The organism is Butyricicoccus pullicaecorum DSM 23266 (assembly GCF_900167005.1).
GTDB lineage: Bacteria > Bacillota > Clostridia > Oscillospirales > Butyricicoccaceae > Butyricicoccus > Butyricicoccus pullicaecorum.
Genome location: NZ_FUXW01000002.1, coordinates 41,127 through 58,976, shown reverse-complemented (window position 1 = coordinate 58,976; position 17,850 = coordinate 41,127). Strand labels below are relative to the sequence as shown.

General features: G+C 55.8%; 19 protein-coding genes and 1 other annotated feature. Of the genes, 5 read left to right on the top strand and 14 right to left on the bottom strand.

Features of this window, described 5'->3' with window-relative positions:
- Nucleotides 1–19: 19 nt before the first annotated feature.
- Nucleotides 20–1,330 (top strand): MATE family efflux transporter, encoded by a 1,311-nt coding sequence (locus tag B5D52_RS04345; RefSeq protein WP_016146369.1) that lies wholly within the window; start codon nucleotides 20–22, stop codon nucleotides 1,328–1,330.
- A gap of 49 nt (nucleotides 1,331–1,379) precedes the next feature.
- Here the strand turns inward: B5D52_RS04345 and B5D52_RS04340 are convergent, their stop codons facing one another.
- The 4 genes from B5D52_RS04340 to B5D52_RS04325 all read right to left on the bottom strand — a co-directional run bounded on the left by B5D52_RS04340 (nucleotide 1,380) and on the right by B5D52_RS04325 (nucleotide 5,168).
- Nucleotides 1,380–2,132 carry an AAA family ATPase gene (locus B5D52_RS04340; RefSeq protein ID WP_016146368.1) on the bottom strand — a complete coding sequence of 251 codons (753 nt, stop codon included), beginning with the start codon at nucleotides 2,130–2,132 and terminating at the stop codon, nucleotides 1,380–1,382.
- Nucleotide 2,133: 1 nt separating this feature from the next.
- Nucleotides 2,134–2,916, bottom strand: coding sequence for a TIGR00282 family metallophosphoesterase (locus tag B5D52_RS04335; RefSeq protein WP_016146367.1), 783 nt, complete (start codon nucleotides 2,914–2,916; stop codon nucleotides 2,134–2,136).
- 88 nt (nucleotides 2,917–3,004) lie between these two features.
- Nucleotides 3,005–3,964, bottom strand: a complete 960-nt coding sequence (locus B5D52_RS04330) for a ribose-phosphate pyrophosphokinase (protein ID WP_016146366.1) — start codon at nucleotides 3,962–3,964, stop codon at nucleotides 3,005–3,007.
- A gap of 52 nt (nucleotides 3,965–4,016) precedes the next feature.
- Nucleotides 4,017–5,168 (bottom strand): DapH/DapD/GlmU-related protein, encoded by a 1,152-nt coding sequence (locus tag B5D52_RS04325; RefSeq protein WP_016146365.1) that lies wholly within the window; start codon nucleotides 5,166–5,168, stop codon nucleotides 4,017–4,019.
- Nucleotides 5,169–5,523: 355 nt separating this feature from the next.
- Between B5D52_RS04325 and B5D52_RS04320 the strand changes: the two genes are divergently transcribed.
- The 3 genes from B5D52_RS04320 (at nucleotide 5,524) to B5D52_RS04310 (ending at nucleotide 8,943) form a co-directional block, all read left to right on the top strand.
- A complete protein-coding gene (locus B5D52_RS04320) occupies nucleotides 5,524–6,501 on the top strand; it encodes a DnaD domain-containing protein (RefSeq protein WP_016146364.1) in 978 nt (325 codons plus the stop codon).
- A gap of 3 nt (nucleotides 6,502–6,504) precedes the next feature.
- Complete coding sequence (locus B5D52_RS04315) at nucleotides 6,505–7,503, top strand: ATP-binding protein (RefSeq protein WP_016146363.1); 999 nt, start codon at nucleotides 6,505–6,507, stop codon at nucleotides 7,501–7,503.
- Nucleotides 7,504–7,851: 348 nt separating this feature from the next.
- A complete protein-coding gene (locus B5D52_RS04310) occupies nucleotides 7,852–8,943 on the top strand; it encodes a metallophosphoesterase family protein (protein WP_016146362.1) in 1,092 nt (363 codons plus the stop codon).
- A 362-nt stretch (nucleotides 8,944–9,305) separates the two neighbouring features.
- Here the strand turns inward: B5D52_RS04310 and B5D52_RS04305 are convergent, their stop codons facing one another.
- The 3 genes from B5D52_RS04305 to B5D52_RS04295 are packed head-to-tail and all read right to left on the bottom strand — an operon-like array spanning nucleotide 9,306 to nucleotide 12,063.
- A complete protein-coding gene (locus B5D52_RS04305) occupies nucleotides 9,306–10,124 on the bottom strand; it encodes an ABC transporter ATP-binding protein (RefSeq protein WP_016146361.1) in 819 nt (272 codons plus the stop codon).
- Nucleotides 10,102–11,016 (bottom strand): ABC transporter permease, encoded by a 915-nt coding sequence (locus tag B5D52_RS04300; protein WP_016146360.1) that lies wholly within the window; start codon nucleotides 11,014–11,016, stop codon nucleotides 10,102–10,104. The genes B5D52_RS04305 and B5D52_RS04300 overlap by 23 nt, the downstream gene beginning before the upstream one ends.
- 33 nt (nucleotides 11,017–11,049) lie before the next feature.
- Nucleotides 11,050–12,063 (bottom strand): ABC transporter substrate-binding protein, encoded by a 1,014-nt coding sequence (locus tag B5D52_RS04295; protein WP_016146359.1) that lies wholly within the window; start codon nucleotides 12,061–12,063, stop codon nucleotides 11,050–11,052.
- 103 nt (nucleotides 12,064–12,166) lie between these two features.
- Nucleotides 12,167–12,428: a binding site (T-box leader), on the bottom strand.
- A gap of 160 nt (nucleotides 12,429–12,588) precedes the next feature.
- On the opposite strand from B5D52_RS04295, the gene B5D52_RS04290 reads away from it, so the two are divergent.
- Nucleotides 12,589–13,941 carry an MATE family efflux transporter gene (locus B5D52_RS04290; RefSeq protein WP_016146358.1) on the top strand — a complete coding sequence of 451 codons (1,353 nt, stop codon included), beginning with the start codon at nucleotides 12,589–12,591 and terminating at the stop codon, nucleotides 13,939–13,941.
- Nucleotides 13,942–13,983: 42 nt separating this feature from the next.
- Here B5D52_RS04290 and B5D52_RS04285 read toward each other — a convergent pair whose 3' ends face one another.
- The 7 genes from B5D52_RS04285 to spoIIIAC form a co-directional block, all read right to left on the bottom strand.
- Nucleotides 13,984–14,394, bottom strand: coding sequence for an Asp23/Gls24 family envelope stress response protein (locus tag B5D52_RS04285; protein WP_016146357.1), 411 nt, complete (start codon nucleotides 14,392–14,394; stop codon nucleotides 13,984–13,986).
- A 95-nt stretch (nucleotides 14,395–14,489) separates the two neighbouring features.
- Nucleotides 14,490–15,053, bottom strand: coding sequence for a SpoIIIAH-like family protein (locus B5D52_RS04280; RefSeq protein WP_016146356.1), 564 nt, complete (start codon nucleotides 15,051–15,053; stop codon nucleotides 14,490–14,492).
- Between the two features lie 25 nt (nucleotides 15,054–15,078).
- Nucleotides 15,079–15,627 carry a stage III sporulation protein AG gene (locus B5D52_RS04275; protein WP_016146355.1) on the bottom strand — a complete coding sequence of 183 codons (549 nt, stop codon included), beginning with the start codon at nucleotides 15,625–15,627 and terminating at the stop codon, nucleotides 15,079–15,081.
- Nucleotides 15,609–16,100 (bottom strand): stage III sporulation protein AF, encoded by a 492-nt coding sequence (locus B5D52_RS04270; protein ID WP_016146354.1) that lies wholly within the window; start codon nucleotides 16,098–16,100, stop codon nucleotides 15,609–15,611. The genes B5D52_RS04275 and B5D52_RS04270 overlap by 19 nt, the downstream gene beginning before the upstream one ends.
- Nucleotides 16,097–17,185 (bottom strand): stage III sporulation protein AE, encoded by a 1,089-nt coding sequence (locus B5D52_RS04265; protein WP_207651144.1) that lies wholly within the window; start codon nucleotides 17,183–17,185, stop codon nucleotides 16,097–16,099. Before B5D52_RS04265 ends, B5D52_RS04270 begins: the two co-directional genes overlap by 4 nt.
- Before the next feature lie 79 nt (nucleotides 17,186–17,264).
- Nucleotides 17,265–17,657 (bottom strand): SpoIIIAC/SpoIIIAD family protein, encoded by a 393-nt coding sequence (locus B5D52_RS04260; RefSeq protein WP_143287349.1) that lies wholly within the window; start codon nucleotides 17,655–17,657, stop codon nucleotides 17,265–17,267.
- Entirely contained in the window at nucleotides 17,654–17,848 is a 195-nt protein-coding gene (gene spoIIIAC, locus B5D52_RS04255) for a stage III sporulation protein AC (protein WP_016146351.1), read from the bottom strand. The genes B5D52_RS04260 and spoIIIAC overlap by 4 nt, the downstream gene beginning before the upstream one ends.
- Between the last annotated feature and the right edge of the window lie 2 nt (nucleotides 17,849–17,850).

Below are 17,850 nucleotides of genomic sequence, written 5' to 3'. Positions count from 1 at the left end.
GTTTTAGGGGGTATTTTCAATGAAACACGCGTTCCGGGAATTCGCCCGGTATGCTTCGCTCAACGCACTCGGCATGCTCGGCTTTTCCTGCTATATTCTGGCCGACACTTTTTTTATCGCCCAGGGTCTGGGTGCTGATGGTCTGACCGCGCTCAATCTCGCCATCCCGATTTACAGTTTGGTGCACGGCTGCGGTCTGATGCTCGGCATGGGCGGTGCGACCCGGTACTCGATCTGCCGCGGCCAACGAGACAACGACGGCGCGTCGGCAGCGTTTGTCAGTTCGGTCTATCCCGCTGTGCTACTCGCAATCATTTTCGTCTCGGCTGGTTTATTCTTCCCCACACCGCTCGCATCTCTGCTCGGTGCTGATGCGCAGGTGCTCACCATGACCGCAACCTATCTGCGCGTCATTCTGCTCTTCTCGCCTGCCTTCCTGCTCAACGACATTCTGGTCTGCTTTGTGCGCAATGACGGTTCTCCCCGTCTGTCCATGACCGCCATGCTCGCAGGCAGTTTTTCCAACATTATTTTGGACTACGTATTCATCTTCCCCTGTCAGATGGGTATTTTCGGCGCCGTTCTGGCAACCGGTCTGGCACCGTGCATCAGTCTGGTTGTACTGTCCTTCCACCGCAAGCATGCAGGGTTCGGTCTGCGCCGCTGTTCGGTCACCCCGTCCCTCATCGGACGCATGCTGGCACTCGGTCTGCCCTCTCTAGTCACCGAACTGTCCTCCGGCATTGTCATTCTGGTGTTTAACTTCATCATTCTCGGTCTGTGCGGCAATACCGGTGTTGCGGCTTACGGTGTGGTTGCCAATCTGTCCCTCGTGGTCATCGCCCTGCTCACCGGCATTGCACAGGGTGTACAGCCGCTGCTCAGTCATGCTTACGGGCGCAACGCGCAGTCGGACATCCGCCAGCTGATGCGCTATCTCATTGTCACCGTGCTCACACTTTCGGTTGCCATCTATGCCCTATTCATTTTCTGCGACACGCCGGTCGTTGCGGCATTCAACAGTGCGCAGGATGCTGCGCTTCAGTCGATTGCCGAAGATGGTTTGCGTCTGTACTTCCTCGCAATTCCCGTCGCAGGCTGCAACATTGCACTCTCTTTCTTCTTTACCTCAATCGGCCGTGCACTGCCCGCGCACTGTATCTCGCTCCTGCGCGGTCTGGTGCTCATCGTTCCCATGGCATTCGCACTGTCTGCACTCTTTGCACTCACCGGTGTCTGGCTGACCTTCCCGGTGACCGAGCTGCTTGTCACAGTCTGTGGTGTTGTGCTTTACTGGCGCAGCATGCGGACAACCAAACCCGTCAGATAAAAAGAAAAACCGCTCATTTGAGCGGTTTTTTTACGTTCTGCGAAAGATATCAGTCCATATTCTCAGGCGGTTCTGCAAACAGATAGGTCAGCATGCGCTCTGGATTTTCCAAAAACCGTCGGGTCAACTGATAGTTCTGGGTATCTCGGTATGCGCATTCATGCATTCCGTTCTCGTCCAGCTCATAGATCTGCGCACCGGGAAATGCGGTCAAAATCGGTGAATGGGTCGCGATGAGAAACTGCGCACCCTGCTGCACCAAATCGCGCAGCACACACAGCATGGTCATCTGACGAGACGGAGACAGCGCAGCTTCCGGTTCGTCCAGCACGTAAAACCCATGTCCGTGAAAGCGGTTTTGCAGCAAAGCCAAAAAACTCTCTCCATGCGACTGTTCATGCAGAGATCTCCCGCCGTAAGCATCCTCACACAGGTCGGGTATACGGTCAATCTCACTTGCGACATTGTAAAAGCTCTCAGCTCGCAGGAAAAATCCACCTCTTGCACGATAAGCGCCGCGTACCAGACGGATATACCGATGCAGCCCGGCATGTGTCTCGCGTGTGGAAAAGGTAAAGTTGCGCGAGCCGCCTTCCGGGTTAAATCCCCATGCAACCGCAATCGCTTCCAGCAAGGTGGATTTTCCCGTCCCGTTTTCGCCCACAAGAAAAGTCACCGGCGCACACAATTCCAGTCCCTCCCGCTCGCGCAGGCTGCGCACGACCGGCAAATCACGGATGTATGTCCGATCATGCGCAATTGCATCTTCCAGCACGATCTTACGCAGATAGCGGTCGTCCATGTCAGCCTCCCAGGCGTTCAAACAACGGTGTGACCTTGCGGCACTTGCCGGTCGACTGGTCAATATCAAAGACTGCACCCATCAGGGCGGTCTCACCGCCTGCGGCACGGAAATACTCGGTCAGGTCACCGCGGAACATGGCAATCGACTGCTCAGGTTCCACGCCAAGCACCGACCACAAGGGACCGGTCATGCCGAGATCGGTGATATAGCCCGTGCCCTTCGGATTGACTCTTGCATCGGCCGTTTGGACATGGGTATGGGTGCCATAGACCGCGCTGCATCGGCCGTCTAGGTAAAATCCCATCGCCAGTTTTTCACTGGTTGCGCCTGCATGAATCTCACAGACGGCTAGGTCATACTTGCCCTTTTGCTCGCGCAGAATACGGTCGACACACAAAAATGGATTGTCCGGGCCGAAGGCCATCTCGCACCGGCCGATCAGGTTCATGATGAGCAGGCGGTAGCCCTTGCAATCATAGATGCCCCAGCCACGTCCTGGCTGCTGGGGCGCGTTATTGGCCGGACGCAGGATGTACGAGCAGTCGTCCAGATACGGGATGATCTGGCGCTTATTGTAAACGTGATTGCCCAGCGTGATGACATCGGCACCGGCATCAAAAATATCATCTGCCTGATCGGGTGTGATGCCCACGCCCGAAGCGTTCTCGCCGTTTACGATGGTGAAATCGATGGCGTACTGCTTTTTGAGCGTGCGCAGCAGCCGTCTGAGCGTATCAAGGCCGGGTTTGGAGACCACGTCCCCAATCGCTAAAATATTCATATTGCTTCCTTTCTTGCTGTGAAAAGAGCCTGGGCGTTGTGTCCAGGCTCTCTCGGTAAGCAGCGCATATATGCGCCGGGTTCTTCAATTAGTCGAACAACGGGGAAACAGAAACTTCCTCGTAGATACGTGCGATCGCCTCGGTGAATACCGGTGCAACCTGCAGCACGTGGATCTTGTCGATCATCTTCTCCTGCGGCAGTGCGATGGTGTCGAGCAGGGTCAGAGTCTTGATCGGGCTGTTCTGGATGCGCTCGATTGCCGGGCCGGACAGAACACCGTGGCTTGCGCAAGCGTGAATCTCGGTTGCGCCGCCCTTCTCAACCAGTGCCTCTGCTGCATGTACCAGGGTACCAGCAGTATCGATCAGGTCGTCGACCAGCATAACCTTCTTGCCGCGTACGTCGCCGATGATGTTCATAACCTCGGAAACGTTTGCCTTCGGACGGCGCTTGTCGATGATTGCCAGCGGCAGATCCAGCTTCTCAGCAAACTTACGTGCACGGTTGACCGAGCCAAGGTCAGGGGAAACGATGACGAGATCGTCGCGGTTGAGGCCAAAGGTACCAGCGATATGCGGGATGAGAACCGATGCGCCCATCATGTTATCAACCGGGATGTTGAAGAAGCCCTGAATCTGGGTTGCGTGCAGGTCCATGGTCAGGACACGGTCTGCACCAGCGGTGGTCAGCAGGTCAGCGATCAGCTTAGCAGAGATCGGATCACGTGCCTTGCTCTTACGATCCTGACGTGCGTAGCCAAAGTACGGCATAACAGCGGTGATTCGACCAGCGGATGCACGGCGGCATGCGTCGATCATAATCAGCAGCTCCATCAGATTGTTGTTAACCGGCTCACAGGTAGACTGAATCAGGAAAACGTCCGAACCACGGACAGACTCACCGATGGAAACCGAAATTTCACCATCCGAGAAGGTGTTGACGGTTGCCTTGCCGAGCGGCAGGCCCAGTGCAGATGCGATCTGCATTGCGAGTGCCGGGTGAGAGTTACCGCAGAAAATCTTGATGTTTTTACCGTGAGAAATCATTTGTGTTGTACCCCCTGCGTACACTGTTCTTTTTGATTTTTAAGATTCATTTTTATTTTTTATCAGCCTTTTCCGCTTCCATGCGTGCGCGGCGCTTATCATTCCAGCCTTCAAGCGTGGTCTGACGTGCGCGTGCAACTGCCAGCGCGCCGTCCGGCACGTCCTTGGTCACCGTCGTACCCGCTGCCGTGAAGACACGGTCACCGAGCTTAACAGGAGAAACAAGGTTGGTGTTGCAGCCGATGAAGCAGTCATCGCCGATATAAGTATGGAATTTATGATAGCCGTCATAATTGACGACAACCGTTCCGCAGCCAAAGTTTACACGCTCACCAACGGTTGCGTCACCGATATAAGTCAGGTGCGAAACCTTGGTGCCGTTGCCGATCTCGGCCTTCTTCAGCTCAACAAAGTCACCGATACGGGTCTTGTTGCCTACATTGCAGCCCGGGCGCACATAAGCAAACGGGCCGACCGTGGCATCTGCGCCGATGGTGCTCTCGTAAACCTGAGAAGAGTTGACAGACGTGCGGTCACCGACCTTAGCATGCTCAAGCAGGCTGTTCGGACCGATCTTGCAGTCGCTGCCGATGACGCAGCCTGCACGAATGATGGTTCCCGGCAGGATGACCGTTCCGGCGCCGATCACTGCATCCGGTGCAATGTACACGCTGTCGGGTGCAAAAATCTGTACGCCTGCTGCAATGTGACGCATGTTGATGCGCGCACACAGACGCTTCTGTGCCTCGAATGCGCTCACGCCGTCTACAACCGGCACGACCGGCTCGGCCAGAACGACCTCGACCGACTTACCCGCACTGATCGCCTGGTTGACAGCCGCGATCAGGTCACCGTCCGGCAGGGCGGCAAGGGCTTCGGTACGTGCGCACACGACCGGTACAGTATCCGGAGCAATGCGCGTAATGCTGTCGGCGGCATCGCGCGGCGGCATGTGAGCGGCGAACACTGTGAAATCTGCGCCGATGGCCAGATGGCTCTGTACCAGACGCTGATACTCTGCTGCGGTCAGTTCCGGACAGGGTGCACCGATCAGCAGGACGTTGTCTCCTGCCGTCTCAATGACCCCTTCCCGAAATCCCGCTTCTGCCAGCGCACTCTTCACCCATGCGCCCGCGCTCTGAAACAGCACAGGGGTCTCGTAGGCTTTTTGTGCACCACGCAGGATTGTCGTAATTTGGCTCATGAAATTAGTCCTTTCAATTTCCGTGTTCGGGTGCGCCAGTGGCACCCATACCAATCCAGATATAATTATACTATATCATGTCCGGGATTTCACTGTCAAATTGAGAAAATTTATAGGGAATTTTCTGGATGTTCTACGCCCTTTGGACAAAGAATCTGCTTTCTTCCAGCTTTGCTCCCGCAAAGTCTCACATTCCGAAACACAATATGCCCAACACTGGCAATACAAACAGGCATTGGTCATGCGCGGTCTTGCCCCGCCCCTTGCACATTCCGACAAAACACGATATAATAATCTCGTTTCAGACCGCCCTGTCGAGGCGGCATTTTTTCACTTTGCCTGTTTGGAGGTTTCCATGAGCCTTGCATCCCTTTTGATGCCCGAGGGCGAGTTCCGCGTCATCCGCTGCGAGATCGCGGACAAGCTCATCCAATGCGGTGACGGCGACGCCGCGCTGCTCTATCTTTATATTATACGGCACGGCAATCGCTTTCAAGAGACCCAGGCCATGCGCGATTTGCGGCTGTCCAAAGAACGCTTTGAACGTGCGGTCTTTACCCTGACCAATCTTGCCATCGCGCAGTCGCCCACTGCCACCGAAATCACGCCGTCCCCTGCGCCGCGCTACACGGCATCCGAGCTGCGTGCCGCCCGTGCGGACGACCACCGCTTCCGCGCCGTCTGCGACACCGCCGAAAGCATACTCGGCCGTCCGCTGACCGATGCCTTACAGCGTACCTTATATACAGTATACAATCACATCGGTCTGCCCGCAGAAGTCATCATTGAGCTTTTGAGCTATCTGGGGCGCGACAAGGGTGCCATCAAGGGCCGTGATATCGAGCGGGAAGCCTGCATCTGGTCGGACAAGGGAATCCTGACCACCGCCGACGCACAGCGCTATCTGTCCGAGGTCGAAGCCGAAAAACCGCTGCGTGATGCACTCTTTCAGACACTCGGCGTGGTTGGCCGTGCGCCGACTGCCGCAGAGCGCTCGCTCATCGCACTTTGTTTGGAAAAGGGATTCCCACCCGACACGTTGCAGCTTGCAATCCAGCGCATGAAGCGCGGCATCGGTCAATTCTCGGCCAGCTACCTGCGTAAAATGCTGTCCTCCTGGGATCAGAAGGGCGTTCACACGGTCGCTGAGATCACCGCACTGGAACCGGAATCCATCCGCAAAAATCAACCGACCGCTCCGGTCACCGAGCCGCCGTTCGGCAATGCCGCTGCCCCGGCTGCCGGATCTGCCCAGCCTGCACAGCTGGCCGACTGGGAAAAAGAATGGCTCGAAGAAGTCAAGCGCCGCCGCGCTGCGCGTGAGGAGGGATAACCCATGCACTACAATCGTGAGATTTTATCTTCCGTCCTGCGGGACATGGAACGGGAACACACCGCCCGCACCGAACTGTTCGCGCAGCGCCGCGAAGAAGTTTATGCCCGTCTGCCCCGGGTGCGCGAGATCGACCGCGAACTGTCGGGCACGGCAGCAGCCGTCCTGCACGCCGCGCTCGCTGCCGGAGACGATCCGGCGGATGCCATCGAACAGCTCAAGACCCGCAATCTGGAACTCCAAGCCCAGCGCCGTGCGCTGCTTGAGCAGAATGGATTCGGCGCAAACTACCTGGATGAGACACCGCTGTGCGAAGCCTGCGGCGACAGCGGCTATGTCGGTACCGAGCCGTGTGATTGCCTCAAAAAGCGCTATGCTGCCCGTCTGACCGAGGAGTTATCCACCATTCTCCCCATCACAGACCAGAACTTCGAGCGTTTCCGTCTGGACTACTATTCCGATGTGCCAGATGGCCGTCTGGGCATGTCGGCACGCGAGAATATGGAATATAATCTGTCGATCTGCCGTGCGTATGCGGACAGATTCTCAGTACATTCTCCCAATCTGCTGCTCTACGGCTCGACCGGTCTGGGCAAGACCTTCCTGTCTTCCTGTATCGCAAAAGTCGTATCCGAACACGGCTTCTCGGTCGCATACGACACTTCCATCCGTATCTTCAGCAGCTACGAGAGTGTAAAGTTTGGCGCTGCGGATGCGTCCGAGGCCGCTCGCCGCGTGCGCAAGTATGAACAGTGTGACCTGCTCATCATTGACGATCTGGGCACCGAGATGGCGACCGCGTTCACGGTCTCTGCGCTCTACGGCCTGCTCGCCGACCGCCTCATGCGCCGCCGTCCCATGATTGTGAACACCAATCTCCTGCCTACGGAATTTGAAAAGCGTTATTCCCCGGCCATCGCCTCCCGTCTGACCGGCGAGTTTGAACAATTACGCTTCTTTGGAGACGATATTCGTGCCAAAAAACGCCGTGGAACGCTATAATTTAAGAACTGAAATGATTTGTTCACAATTTAAGAAAAAGGGATACAAAAGGTTCACAGGTCGTTCAAACTTTATTCACATATCCACCTGACTTGTGGGGTATACTTAGTACATCAGCAAGGGATGCCGCAAACCCTTCCTGATAGAAGAAATGCCATCATTCTTTCAAATGTTTCTTTACCCCCCTATTTTTACCCCCTTATTTTGTGAGACAACCGGTGAAAGCCCGCTCGAAAGAGCGGGCTTTTGCTTTTGTCTGTGCCTTTTCCTCGCCCCAATGTCTTCGGTTGCATTCCCCTGCTGCCGCTGATATAATGAAAAGGACGATATAAGGAGGTTTTTTCCCCGATGCTCAGATTTCTCCACCTCGCCGACCTGCACCTCGGCGCGGCTTTCGATATGCTCTCCCAAAAAGCTGCGGAGTCCGCACAGCAAAAGCAGTTTGCTGCACTAGAACACGCTGTACGCGTAGCCGGTCGGGAACGTGCGCACGCAATCCTGATCGCAGGCGATTTGTTCGACTCTCCGCTGCCCTCGGCAACGGTCTTTTCCCGTGCAATGTCCATTTTATCTCAGGCAGCTTGTCCGGTTCTGATCGCTCCCGGCAATCACGACTACATCTGCGCGGGCAGTCCTTATCTGACTTCCGCTCTGCCTTCCAATGTGCATGTTTTCACCCAGTCCACACTGGAACCGGTTCATCTGGGTGAAGCGGCAACCGTTTGGGGTGCAGCCTTCCACGACCAGAGTGCGGTCATTCCGCTCACCCATCGCAAATTCTCCCGTCCGGTCAATATCTGTCTGGTACATACCGACCTCAAAACCGACGGCGGATACAACCACTATTCCCCCGACGAGATCGCTGCCAGCGGATTCTCGTATCTGGCTGCCGGTCACAACCACGCACCCAGCGGTCTGCGCCGCGCTGGCGGTACAGTCTTTTGCTGCCCGGGTGGTATGAGTGCAGTCGCAAGCACCGAGACCGGCCGAAAAGGATTTCTGCGCATTGAAATCGGCGAAACCATCAAGGCTCAGTTTATTGAATCCAAGGCTGTGGAATTTTCCCGCCTTGAAATTGACTTGACCCCCATCCCGTCAGATACCGGTTTACAGAAGGTACTTATTGAGCGTATCCCAAAAAATCATGACCGTGTCTGTGCAACAGTTGCTCTGGTCGGTGAGCGTATCTATGAGCCAAACCTTACTGCCCTGCGCCGGGTACTGGGACAGGTCTTTCTGAGCTGTGAAGTCGTGGACGAGACCGTACCCAAAAAGCCGGTCTGGCGCTACTTACAGCAGGATGACCTGCGCGGCGCGGTCAGCAGACGGTATCGCGATTTGATTGAAGCGTCGAACTCTTCGGAGGAAAAAGAAGCGCTCATGCTGGCGCTGCGCTATGCACTAGCTGCGTTCGACGACGATCCCAGACCGCAAGCCTAACCCAAACCACCGCACCCAACACTAAAAGTTTCGCCAGCCTTTTCAAAGGCTGCGGGTTCTCAGGGCAGCGCCCTGAGTCGCCCGTCGCAACGGGCGAAATTCCCCTTTGAAACCCGGTGTCCCACCCGGGTTTCAACTAAAACAAAACACAAAAGGAAAGACCGTCCTGTCGGACGGTCTTTCCAGAGAATTGCGCGTCTGTGGACGCGCTTTTATTTTTTTATTTTGGTTGATTCCGGTCAAAAGACCGGAATCAAAAAGGGGATTTCGCGGCTTGCGAGCCGCGACTTGAGGCTCTGCCTCAAGACTCCGCAAACCTTTGAAAAGGTTTGATCCAAACTTTAATTCGCCTGTGGGCGAAATCATAGAGAATTGCCGAGTTCCAAACTAATCGTATTAAACTTCTCCAAAATATCATTCATCTGGAGCTTTTCCTTCTCCGCATCTGCCGCATCGATCACAGCGCGACCCTGATGCATCATCAGCAGGCGATTGCCATACTGCACGGCAAATTTCAAGTTATGGGTAACCATCAGCGCAGTCAGATTCTTTTCTTTCACGATCTGATCGGTCAGTTCCATGACCGTTGCGCTCGAATTGGGGTCAAGAGCTGCGGTATGTTCATCCAAAATCAGCAGTTCAATCGGGGTCATCGTGGAGATCAGCAGCGCCAGTGCCTGACGCTGACCGCCTGACAGGCTGCCTACCGGGATATCCATTTTATCTTCCAAGCCGAGTTTGAGGCGTTCCAGCTGGGTGCGGTATTCATCCATTCTGCGACGGTTGACGCCTCGACCCAGACCGAACACTTTGCCCTTATTATCGGCAAGTGCCATATTTTCCAAGATGGTCAATTCCGGGCAGGTGCCGCGGGACGGGTCCTGAAATACACGACCAATCTTTCCCGCTCTCTGGTACTCCTTAAGTCCCTTAAGCGTCTTACCGCCCAGATAGATTGCACCCATATCAATCGGAATACTGCCGCACAGCAGATTGAGCATGGTCGTCTTGCCCGAGCCATTCGAGCCGATGACCGAGACAAACTGTCCACGCGGAATATCCAGATTAAAGTCCTGGAACACGGTCACCTCGCTGACCGTATCCGGGTTAAACGTCTTATAAATATGCTGCATGCTCACGAGGTTATGCTGTGCACGCTCAGCGCTGGACGGGATCGACATACTGCTTTTTCCTCCTCTTGGAGACCAGATTATTAGAAACCAGGGCGACGGTGAACAGGACTGCCATGAGCAGTTTGAGCAGGTTGGTCGGCAGACCAAGCTGCATCGCAATGACCAAACAAGCCTTATACAAAATCGCACCCAGTACGACCGCGCAGGTCGCCTTGATGAACTTCACACGGCGAAACAGGCTGGTGCCGATGATGACCGAAGCCAGCGCCATGACCACCATACCCGTACCGCTTGCAATATTCGCGGTCTCGGTCTGCTGGCTGAGCAATCCACCCGACAGAGCGGCGCAGCCGTTGCCGATGGCCAAACCGATAATCTTCATCTTGCCCGGGTCGCGTCCGAGCGAGACGACATACTGTGCATTGCTACCCGCTGCGCGCAGCAGCAGACCGGACTTGGTTTTCAGATACAGGTCGAGCAATACCTTAACAATAACAACCGCGATCAGCGCGACGATGATGACGCGGTAAGACTTGACTGCCTCGGGCAGCAGCGCTGCCGGGCCCGATGTAAAGATGGTATTCTGATTGTAAAACTGCATGGTCGCCTGACCACCGGTAATCAGCAGGTTGATACTATACAGACCGGTCATCACCAAAATACCCGACAACAGATCGCTGATATGCAATTTGACATGCAGGAGACCGGTCACGCAGCCTGCAACCGCACCGCACACGAACGAACCGATGCATGCGAGCCACGGATTGACACCCGCTGTGATGAGCACGGCAGTCACGCACGCGCCCATCGGGAAGCTGCCGTCAACCGACAGATCGGGAAAATCCAGAATTTTATAGGTGATGTACACGCCCATCGCCATAACGCCATAGATGAGACCCTCTTCCAGGACGTTGACGAGCAGACCAAGCAGAATATCCATAAGTGTGTTCCTTTCTTGCGTTTCGCGGTGAGATTACGATGCGCTGACATCCTCCGCGTTCTGATATGCCTCGGGCAGGGTCAGACCCAGCGCCTCGCAAACCGTCTTGTTATATACCGGGGTCGATTCCTTAATCTCCTCAACCGGCATGGTGGATACGTCCTCACCCTTGAGCACCTGTGCTGCCATGCGGCCGGTCTGCTCGCCCAGTGCGACGTAGTCAATACCCTCAGCTGCCAGACAGCCATTCTTGACCTGCTCGATCTCCGAACCAAAGACCGGGATACCGCCGTCGTTTGCTGCCTTGATGACCGATGCCAGATTGTCAACGACGTTGTTATCAGTGAAGTTATTGATGCAGTCGGCACCCTGTGCAACGACCGACGCTGCCGCCGATGCGACCTCAGACGAATTGGTGACGCCTACTGCGATGACCTCAAAGCCGTTATCGGCTGCGATGGTCTGGAGACGTTCCAGCTGGCTGACCGAGTTGGGTTCGCTCGTGGTATAAACGACACCGATCTTAGTTGCGTCCGGCAGGAATGCACGGATCATCTTGACCTGTGCTTCCAGCGGCAGAACATCCGAAGTACCGGTGCAGTTGGTACCCGGCTCCTCGATGGACTTGACCAGTCCTGCCGAAACCGGATCGGAAACCGCAGTGAACACGATCGGGATATCACTGTTCTTGGCTGCGCTGTACTCACTCATAACCGCCGGGGTTGCAATGCCTGCCAGCAGGTCAACCTTGTTGGTGACCATGGTCTTTGCCATCAGGTCACAGTTTCCGGTATCGCCCTGTGCGTTCTGGAACTCGATGGTCAGGTTTTCACCCTCCACAAAGCCCTCGGCTGCCAGACCCTGTACAAAACCCTCATAGCAGTTATCCAGCGACGGGTGGGTCGCATACTGTACAACGCCAATCGTGTACTGTTCCTTTTCGCCGTCCGCCGTCGTGCTCTCTGCGGTTTGTCCGCCGCCGCACGCGGTCAGGCTCATCATTGCGGTCAGTGCTGCCAGTGCCATTGCAATCGTCTTCTTTTTCATCGTAAATACCTCCAAAATAGTGCGCCTTGCGGCTCGGTTTGTATTTTGATGGTCGGTCTGCGCCTGGCGGCAAGCATTAAAAAAAGCTCTTGCCCCTGATTTTCTCAGGGACAAGAGCTGTAATTGACTCCTGCGGTACCACCCAGATTGGTAAATAAAAATATTTACCCGCTCGCTCCATGCACCATCATGCATGCTCCCTTGGTAACGGGTGGAGATCCCGTCGAAAGCTAATCGGCACAAACGCCTTTCACCCTCGCCCTCGTGAGTCCATTCACCACACTGTGCCTGACCGTGATCCCACCATCCACGGCTCTCTTTGCAAGCAACTCTGTGAGGTTACTCCTCTCACTCATTGGTTTGCTGTGTTACTTTATGTACTGCATTATATGCTCGTGTTTCCCGTTTGTCAACCCCTTGTTTTGAAAAATTTTTGTATCACGTTTGTATATCACAACAGTAAAATCTATGTTATAATAAATTTAAGAATACCGTTCTTTTTTCCGAACAAGGAGGATTTCACCGATGCAAAATGATTTTTCACGCGGCAGCGTGTCGGGTAACATCATCCGTTTGGCCGTGCCGCTAATGCTGGCACAGCTTGTCAATGTGCTCTACAATGTTGTCGACCGCGTCTTTATCGGACATATCGGAAACAGCGCTCTGCCGCTGACTGGTGTCGGACTGTGTATGCCGGTCATCACGGTTATTTCTGCCTTTTCCGGTCTGTTTGGCATGGGCGGCGCGCCGATCTGCTCAATGGCACGCGGACGCGGTGACATTCAGGAAGCCGAACAGGTACAGAACACCTCTTTTGTCCTGCTGGTCGGCTGCGGTCTGCTGCTCACCATCCTGGGCGAACTGTTTTTACACCCCATCCTCACTTTGTTCGGTGCCAGCGCAGAGACCATGCCCTATGCGACAAGCTATCTGCGCATCTACTTAGTCGGCACGATCTTCGTTATGATCGCGCTGGGCATGAACTATTTCATCAACACCCAGGGCTTTGCCGGAATCGGCATGCTGACCGTCTCCATCGGTGCTGTGCTCAATCTGATCCTTGATCCGCTGTTTATCTTCGTGCTTGACATGGGTGTTGCCGGTGCCGCACTGGCTACCATCTGCTCGCAGGCGGTCTCCGCTCTCTGGGCACTCGGCTTCCTGTTCAGCAAACGCGCACTTCTGCGTCTGCGTCCCCATGCATTCCGCTGGGAATGGCATCGCATTCGCCGAATCATCGGCCTCGGCATGAGCAACTTCATCGCAATGGGCACCAACGGTGTCGTACAGATTGCCTGCAACTCGACCGCACAGGCCTTCGGCGGTGATCTCTACGTCGGTGTTATGACCGTATTGATTGCCATTCGCGAAGTCGTCCAGATGCCGGTCAGTGGTCTAACCAACGGTGCACAGCCGGTCATCAGCTTCAACTACGGCGCATCTCAGTGGGAGCGCGTCAAAAAAGCCATCCGCTTCACTGTGGTATCCGGCGTCATCTACGCGACGGCATGCTGGGCAATCCTGTTCTTCTTCCCCGCGCCCTTCGTTCTGCTCTTTAACGATGACCCCAATCTGGTCTCTGCCGCAATTCCCGCGCTGCATCTCTATTTCTTCGGCTACTTTATGATGTCCCTGCAATTTACCGGTCAGTCGGTCTTTGTCGCACTCGGACGTTCCAAACATGCCATTTTCTTCTCTCTTTTCCGTAAAATCATCATCGTTGTGCCCTTAACGCTCATCCTCCCCCATCTGTTCGGACTCGGCATAACCGGTGTCTTCCTGGCGGAACCCATCAGCAACTTTGTCGGCGGCGCAGCTTCCTCCCTGACCATGTACTTTACACAGTATCGCAAACTTGGAAAACCGGAAAAAGTATAATAAAAAAGCACGCTTACGCGTGCTTTTTTGTTTTGTATGAAGTTACGACTCAACCGGTGCCAGCGCTTCCTCTGTCGGCTTGGGCTGATCAAAGGTTACGCCGCTCACGACGACATTCACAACCGCAGTCTTGAGACCGGTCATGGACTCAACCGCTGCCTTGACAGCCTTCTGAACGGCCAGTGCAACCTCGCCCACGCTCTTGCCAAACTCGACCAGAATGCTCAGCTCTACGCCGACCGTATCCTGCTCGCCCAGCTGCACGCGCACGCCCTTGTTCTGGCTCTTCTTGCCCAGCAGGCTTGCAATCTCAGCCGTCAGACCGGCAGCCAGACCGCCGACGCCCTCGGTCTCGGCCGCAGCCAGCGCCGCGATGGACGCGACGACATCCTCAGAAATCTTGATCGTACCCTGGTCACCGGCAGTGACCCAATAATCCTTATGCTCTGCCATACTGCCACTCTCCTTTGGCGGAATCTTCAAAATAAAGCTATTTGAAGTATTATACCACACAAGCGGCAAAAATTTAAGTCCCAAAACAGATTTATTTATGAAGCCTCTACGATCTTGATCTGATCGGCTGACGCACCGGTCTCACTCATAACGATATCACGCACCACAGCTGCGTCTTCGGCCTGGAATCCGGCCGCGGGCGGCTGAATAATCACATTTACCGCCTCTGCACTGACGAAAACCACCGCGTCCGCGTAGCCTTTGGCCTTGATGAGGCTTTCCACCCTTGCTTCGGTCACCGAATCGTCCGCGAGCTGGGAAATCTGGCCTGCGGCATCTTCCTTGGTCTTTTCGTCGGCCTTCTCATCCTGCAAACTGGTCTGCAAAATGCTGATTGCCTCGTCTCGCGCCTGCTCGCGTGCCAGTCTCGACTGTGCAAAGTAATCGCTGCCCGAAGTCACGGTCGCCTGCGTATCGGCCGCAGTCTCTTCTTCCGATCCGCTCTGCATCACCGATGCACCCGACAGCTCGGCGTCGGCCTGTCCGGCGACCAGCAGTTCCTCGGGTGACTGGACATAGCTCCAGTTGAGATAGATCGCTGCGCACAGCATGACGCCAATCACACCGTACACCAAACCTCGTTTTTTACCCGTTGCCATAAATATATGCCTCCTTCTGCTCGTTTTATCTGTCCGTTCCCATCTGAATGACCGAAATCTTATCTGCGCCCAGTCCGCAAACCGCGCCGACCGCCTCGGTCACAGCCAATCTCACCCCACTCGCGCCCGCACCATCGCACAGCACGACCGCGCCGCGAAAGGTCGGACAGGTCTCCTTGATGCGCACAGGCTGTTCCCCGTAACTGCCATCCGAGACCGTTGACAAGGTACTCTCATACGAACCGCTCTCGCTGCCGCTTTCCGACTCCCGGATATTGGAGGCGTAAACCGACTCCCCGGTCTGCTCGAGCGACAGCATGAGCTCCACCCGTCCAATCCCCGCGATCTTACTGAGCTTATCGGTCAGCTCCTGTTCAAAACTGTCCAGGTCAAAGCCTGCCTCCTCGGTTCCGCTGGGCTGGCTCGACTCCGGTCTATCCCGTGCGCCGCCGCCTGCGTACAACAACAAAATGCCCACAAGCAGCACGATCAGGGCGTATTTATACTGACTCAGACGCGGCAGCAGTCTGCCAAGCCCCTCCCGCACCTGCATTTTTATTCGATCCAGTTCCATGTCACAAGCTCCTTTGGTATGCCGCATTCCGACACGATCATGCTTTCAATCGTCTCCCGCTCGCTTTGTTCGGTCTCCTGTGCGGTCAGGGTCAACCCGGTCAGCACGGTGCGTCCGTCCGTGTCCTGACTGGCTACAAGGGTCACGGTACAGGAAACGCCAAGCTGTGCCGCGCGCTGCTCGATGTAATCGACAATGCTCTGCACGGCTGCCTCTGCCAGCACCGCCTCGTTCTCCTGCTGATACTGCGCACTCTGTGCTGCGTTGTCCTGCACGGTCTGGCGGATACTGCCCGCAAGATCGGGCAGCCGCAGTCCGGTCAACGGCTGGAGCACGGCCAGCAGAACAGCCAGACCGCCCGCCAGACGGATGACCTCACGCAGGGCGTTGCCTCTGGTCAGTGCCAGTGCCGCCCCGCCGCACAGCGCCGCTGCCGCGACACCGGTCAGCATGGTTTGAAACAGCTCTATCATATTGGATTCACCAGCGTGATGGAAAATACCAGTTCAAAAAATAAAATTGCCGAACAGGTGCCGAGCATGCCCAGCATCAGTCCCATACTGTCGCTCAGTCCAGCAACCAGACCAGACAGCGCACTGCCGCACACCGGTGTCAGTACAGCCGCTCCGGCCTTAAACAGCAGGTAATTACAGCCCACCTTCAAAAACGGAATCAGGCAAATCGCTGCGATGCACAGCATGCCGATGACGCCCACTGTATTGCGGATGAGCATAGCACCTGCCAGCATGGATTCGGCAGCGTCTGAGATGATACCGCCCACGACGGGCACCGAGCCGGATACAGCAAACTTGGCAGTCTTGACCGCAAGGGCATCTGCGCTGCCACCAATGACCCCGGAGATGGTCAGGTAGGCGATAAACACGGTCAGGGTCAGTTTCATGCTGCCCGTAATGACCCACTTGATAAACCCGGCCAGCTGACCGAGCAATCCGCCGCCGATCGCGGTGTTGACGGTCACGACCCCGATGTATACCCCGACGCCCGGCAGCAAAAGTCCGGTCAAAAATCGCACAAGCAGGTCGAACGAAAACATGGTCACCCCTTGCAGTACGGTTGCGGTCGTCGGTGCACCGGTTGCCGAGATTGCACCGGCCATCACGGGCAGCATGGCCTTGGAAAAGGTCGACACCTCGTGCAGGGTGTCCTCGCATAGTGTCATCATACCGCTCAGGTCGCTCAGAAAGACCCCGGTCATGCCCAATGCACCCGCCATCGTCACAATTGGCAGGTCGCTGCCGCCTGCCGCTGCGCGGGCACTCTGCAAAATACCGCAGATAACTGCCACCACGAGCAATTTGCCAAGACTGGTCAGTGCAGCCGTCCACGCTGTCCGTCCGCTGCCCTCCAAGTTGTCCAAAAGCTGGGCTGCCGCCTGTCCCACGCCGTCGTCCAGCGTCACCCCGTCCATGAGTGCCGCCGACTGTCCGGTCAGCGAACCAACCAGCACACCGCTCTGGCTGTCCGCCTGCTGCTGCGCGGCAGCGGTGGTCTGATCGGTCGCACCTGCGATCCCGATACACAGAAAAATACAGCTCACAAGGCAGACAAGCTGCCGCATCACATTCCTGCATCTTACATGCCATTTCATCTTCCTCCTGCCTTTCCTCATCTGTCCGTCAGACGATCATACGGTTGACCAGCTCGAGCACCTCGGTCAAAAGCGGCAGGCAGACCACGATCGCTGCCGCCGTTCCGGCAAGCTCCAACTGTGCCGCAAGCGCGGCCTGTCCGGCATCCTGACATACCGCACCCGCAATCCGTACCGCCGCGGCAATCCCGACTGCCTTGATGATCGGAACGTAGATGGTCTCAGAGCCGTCCAGCTCAGACAGTAAACTTTTGGCCGCGTGGATGAGCTGCCCAGCCGGTTCGATCAGTCCGGTCATGAGCACGAGCACCCCGGCCACCGCGACCATCAGCGCGAGCGCCGGGCTGTCCTTTTTGAGCACAAGTGCCAGGACGGCTGCGGCCAATGCCGCCCCGATCAGCGTTACCATCTGCCCGCTCAAAATCCAAACACCGACTTCATCAGTGTAAACAGATTGCTGATCTGCTGTACCAGCACCATCATCACCACGATCAGACCAGCCAGGGTGGTCATCATGGCCTGCTCTTCTCGTCCTGATCGGATGAGCAGCTGATTAAAGACCGCGACCAGAATGCCGATGGCCGCGATCTTGAAAATCAAATCGACCTGCATGG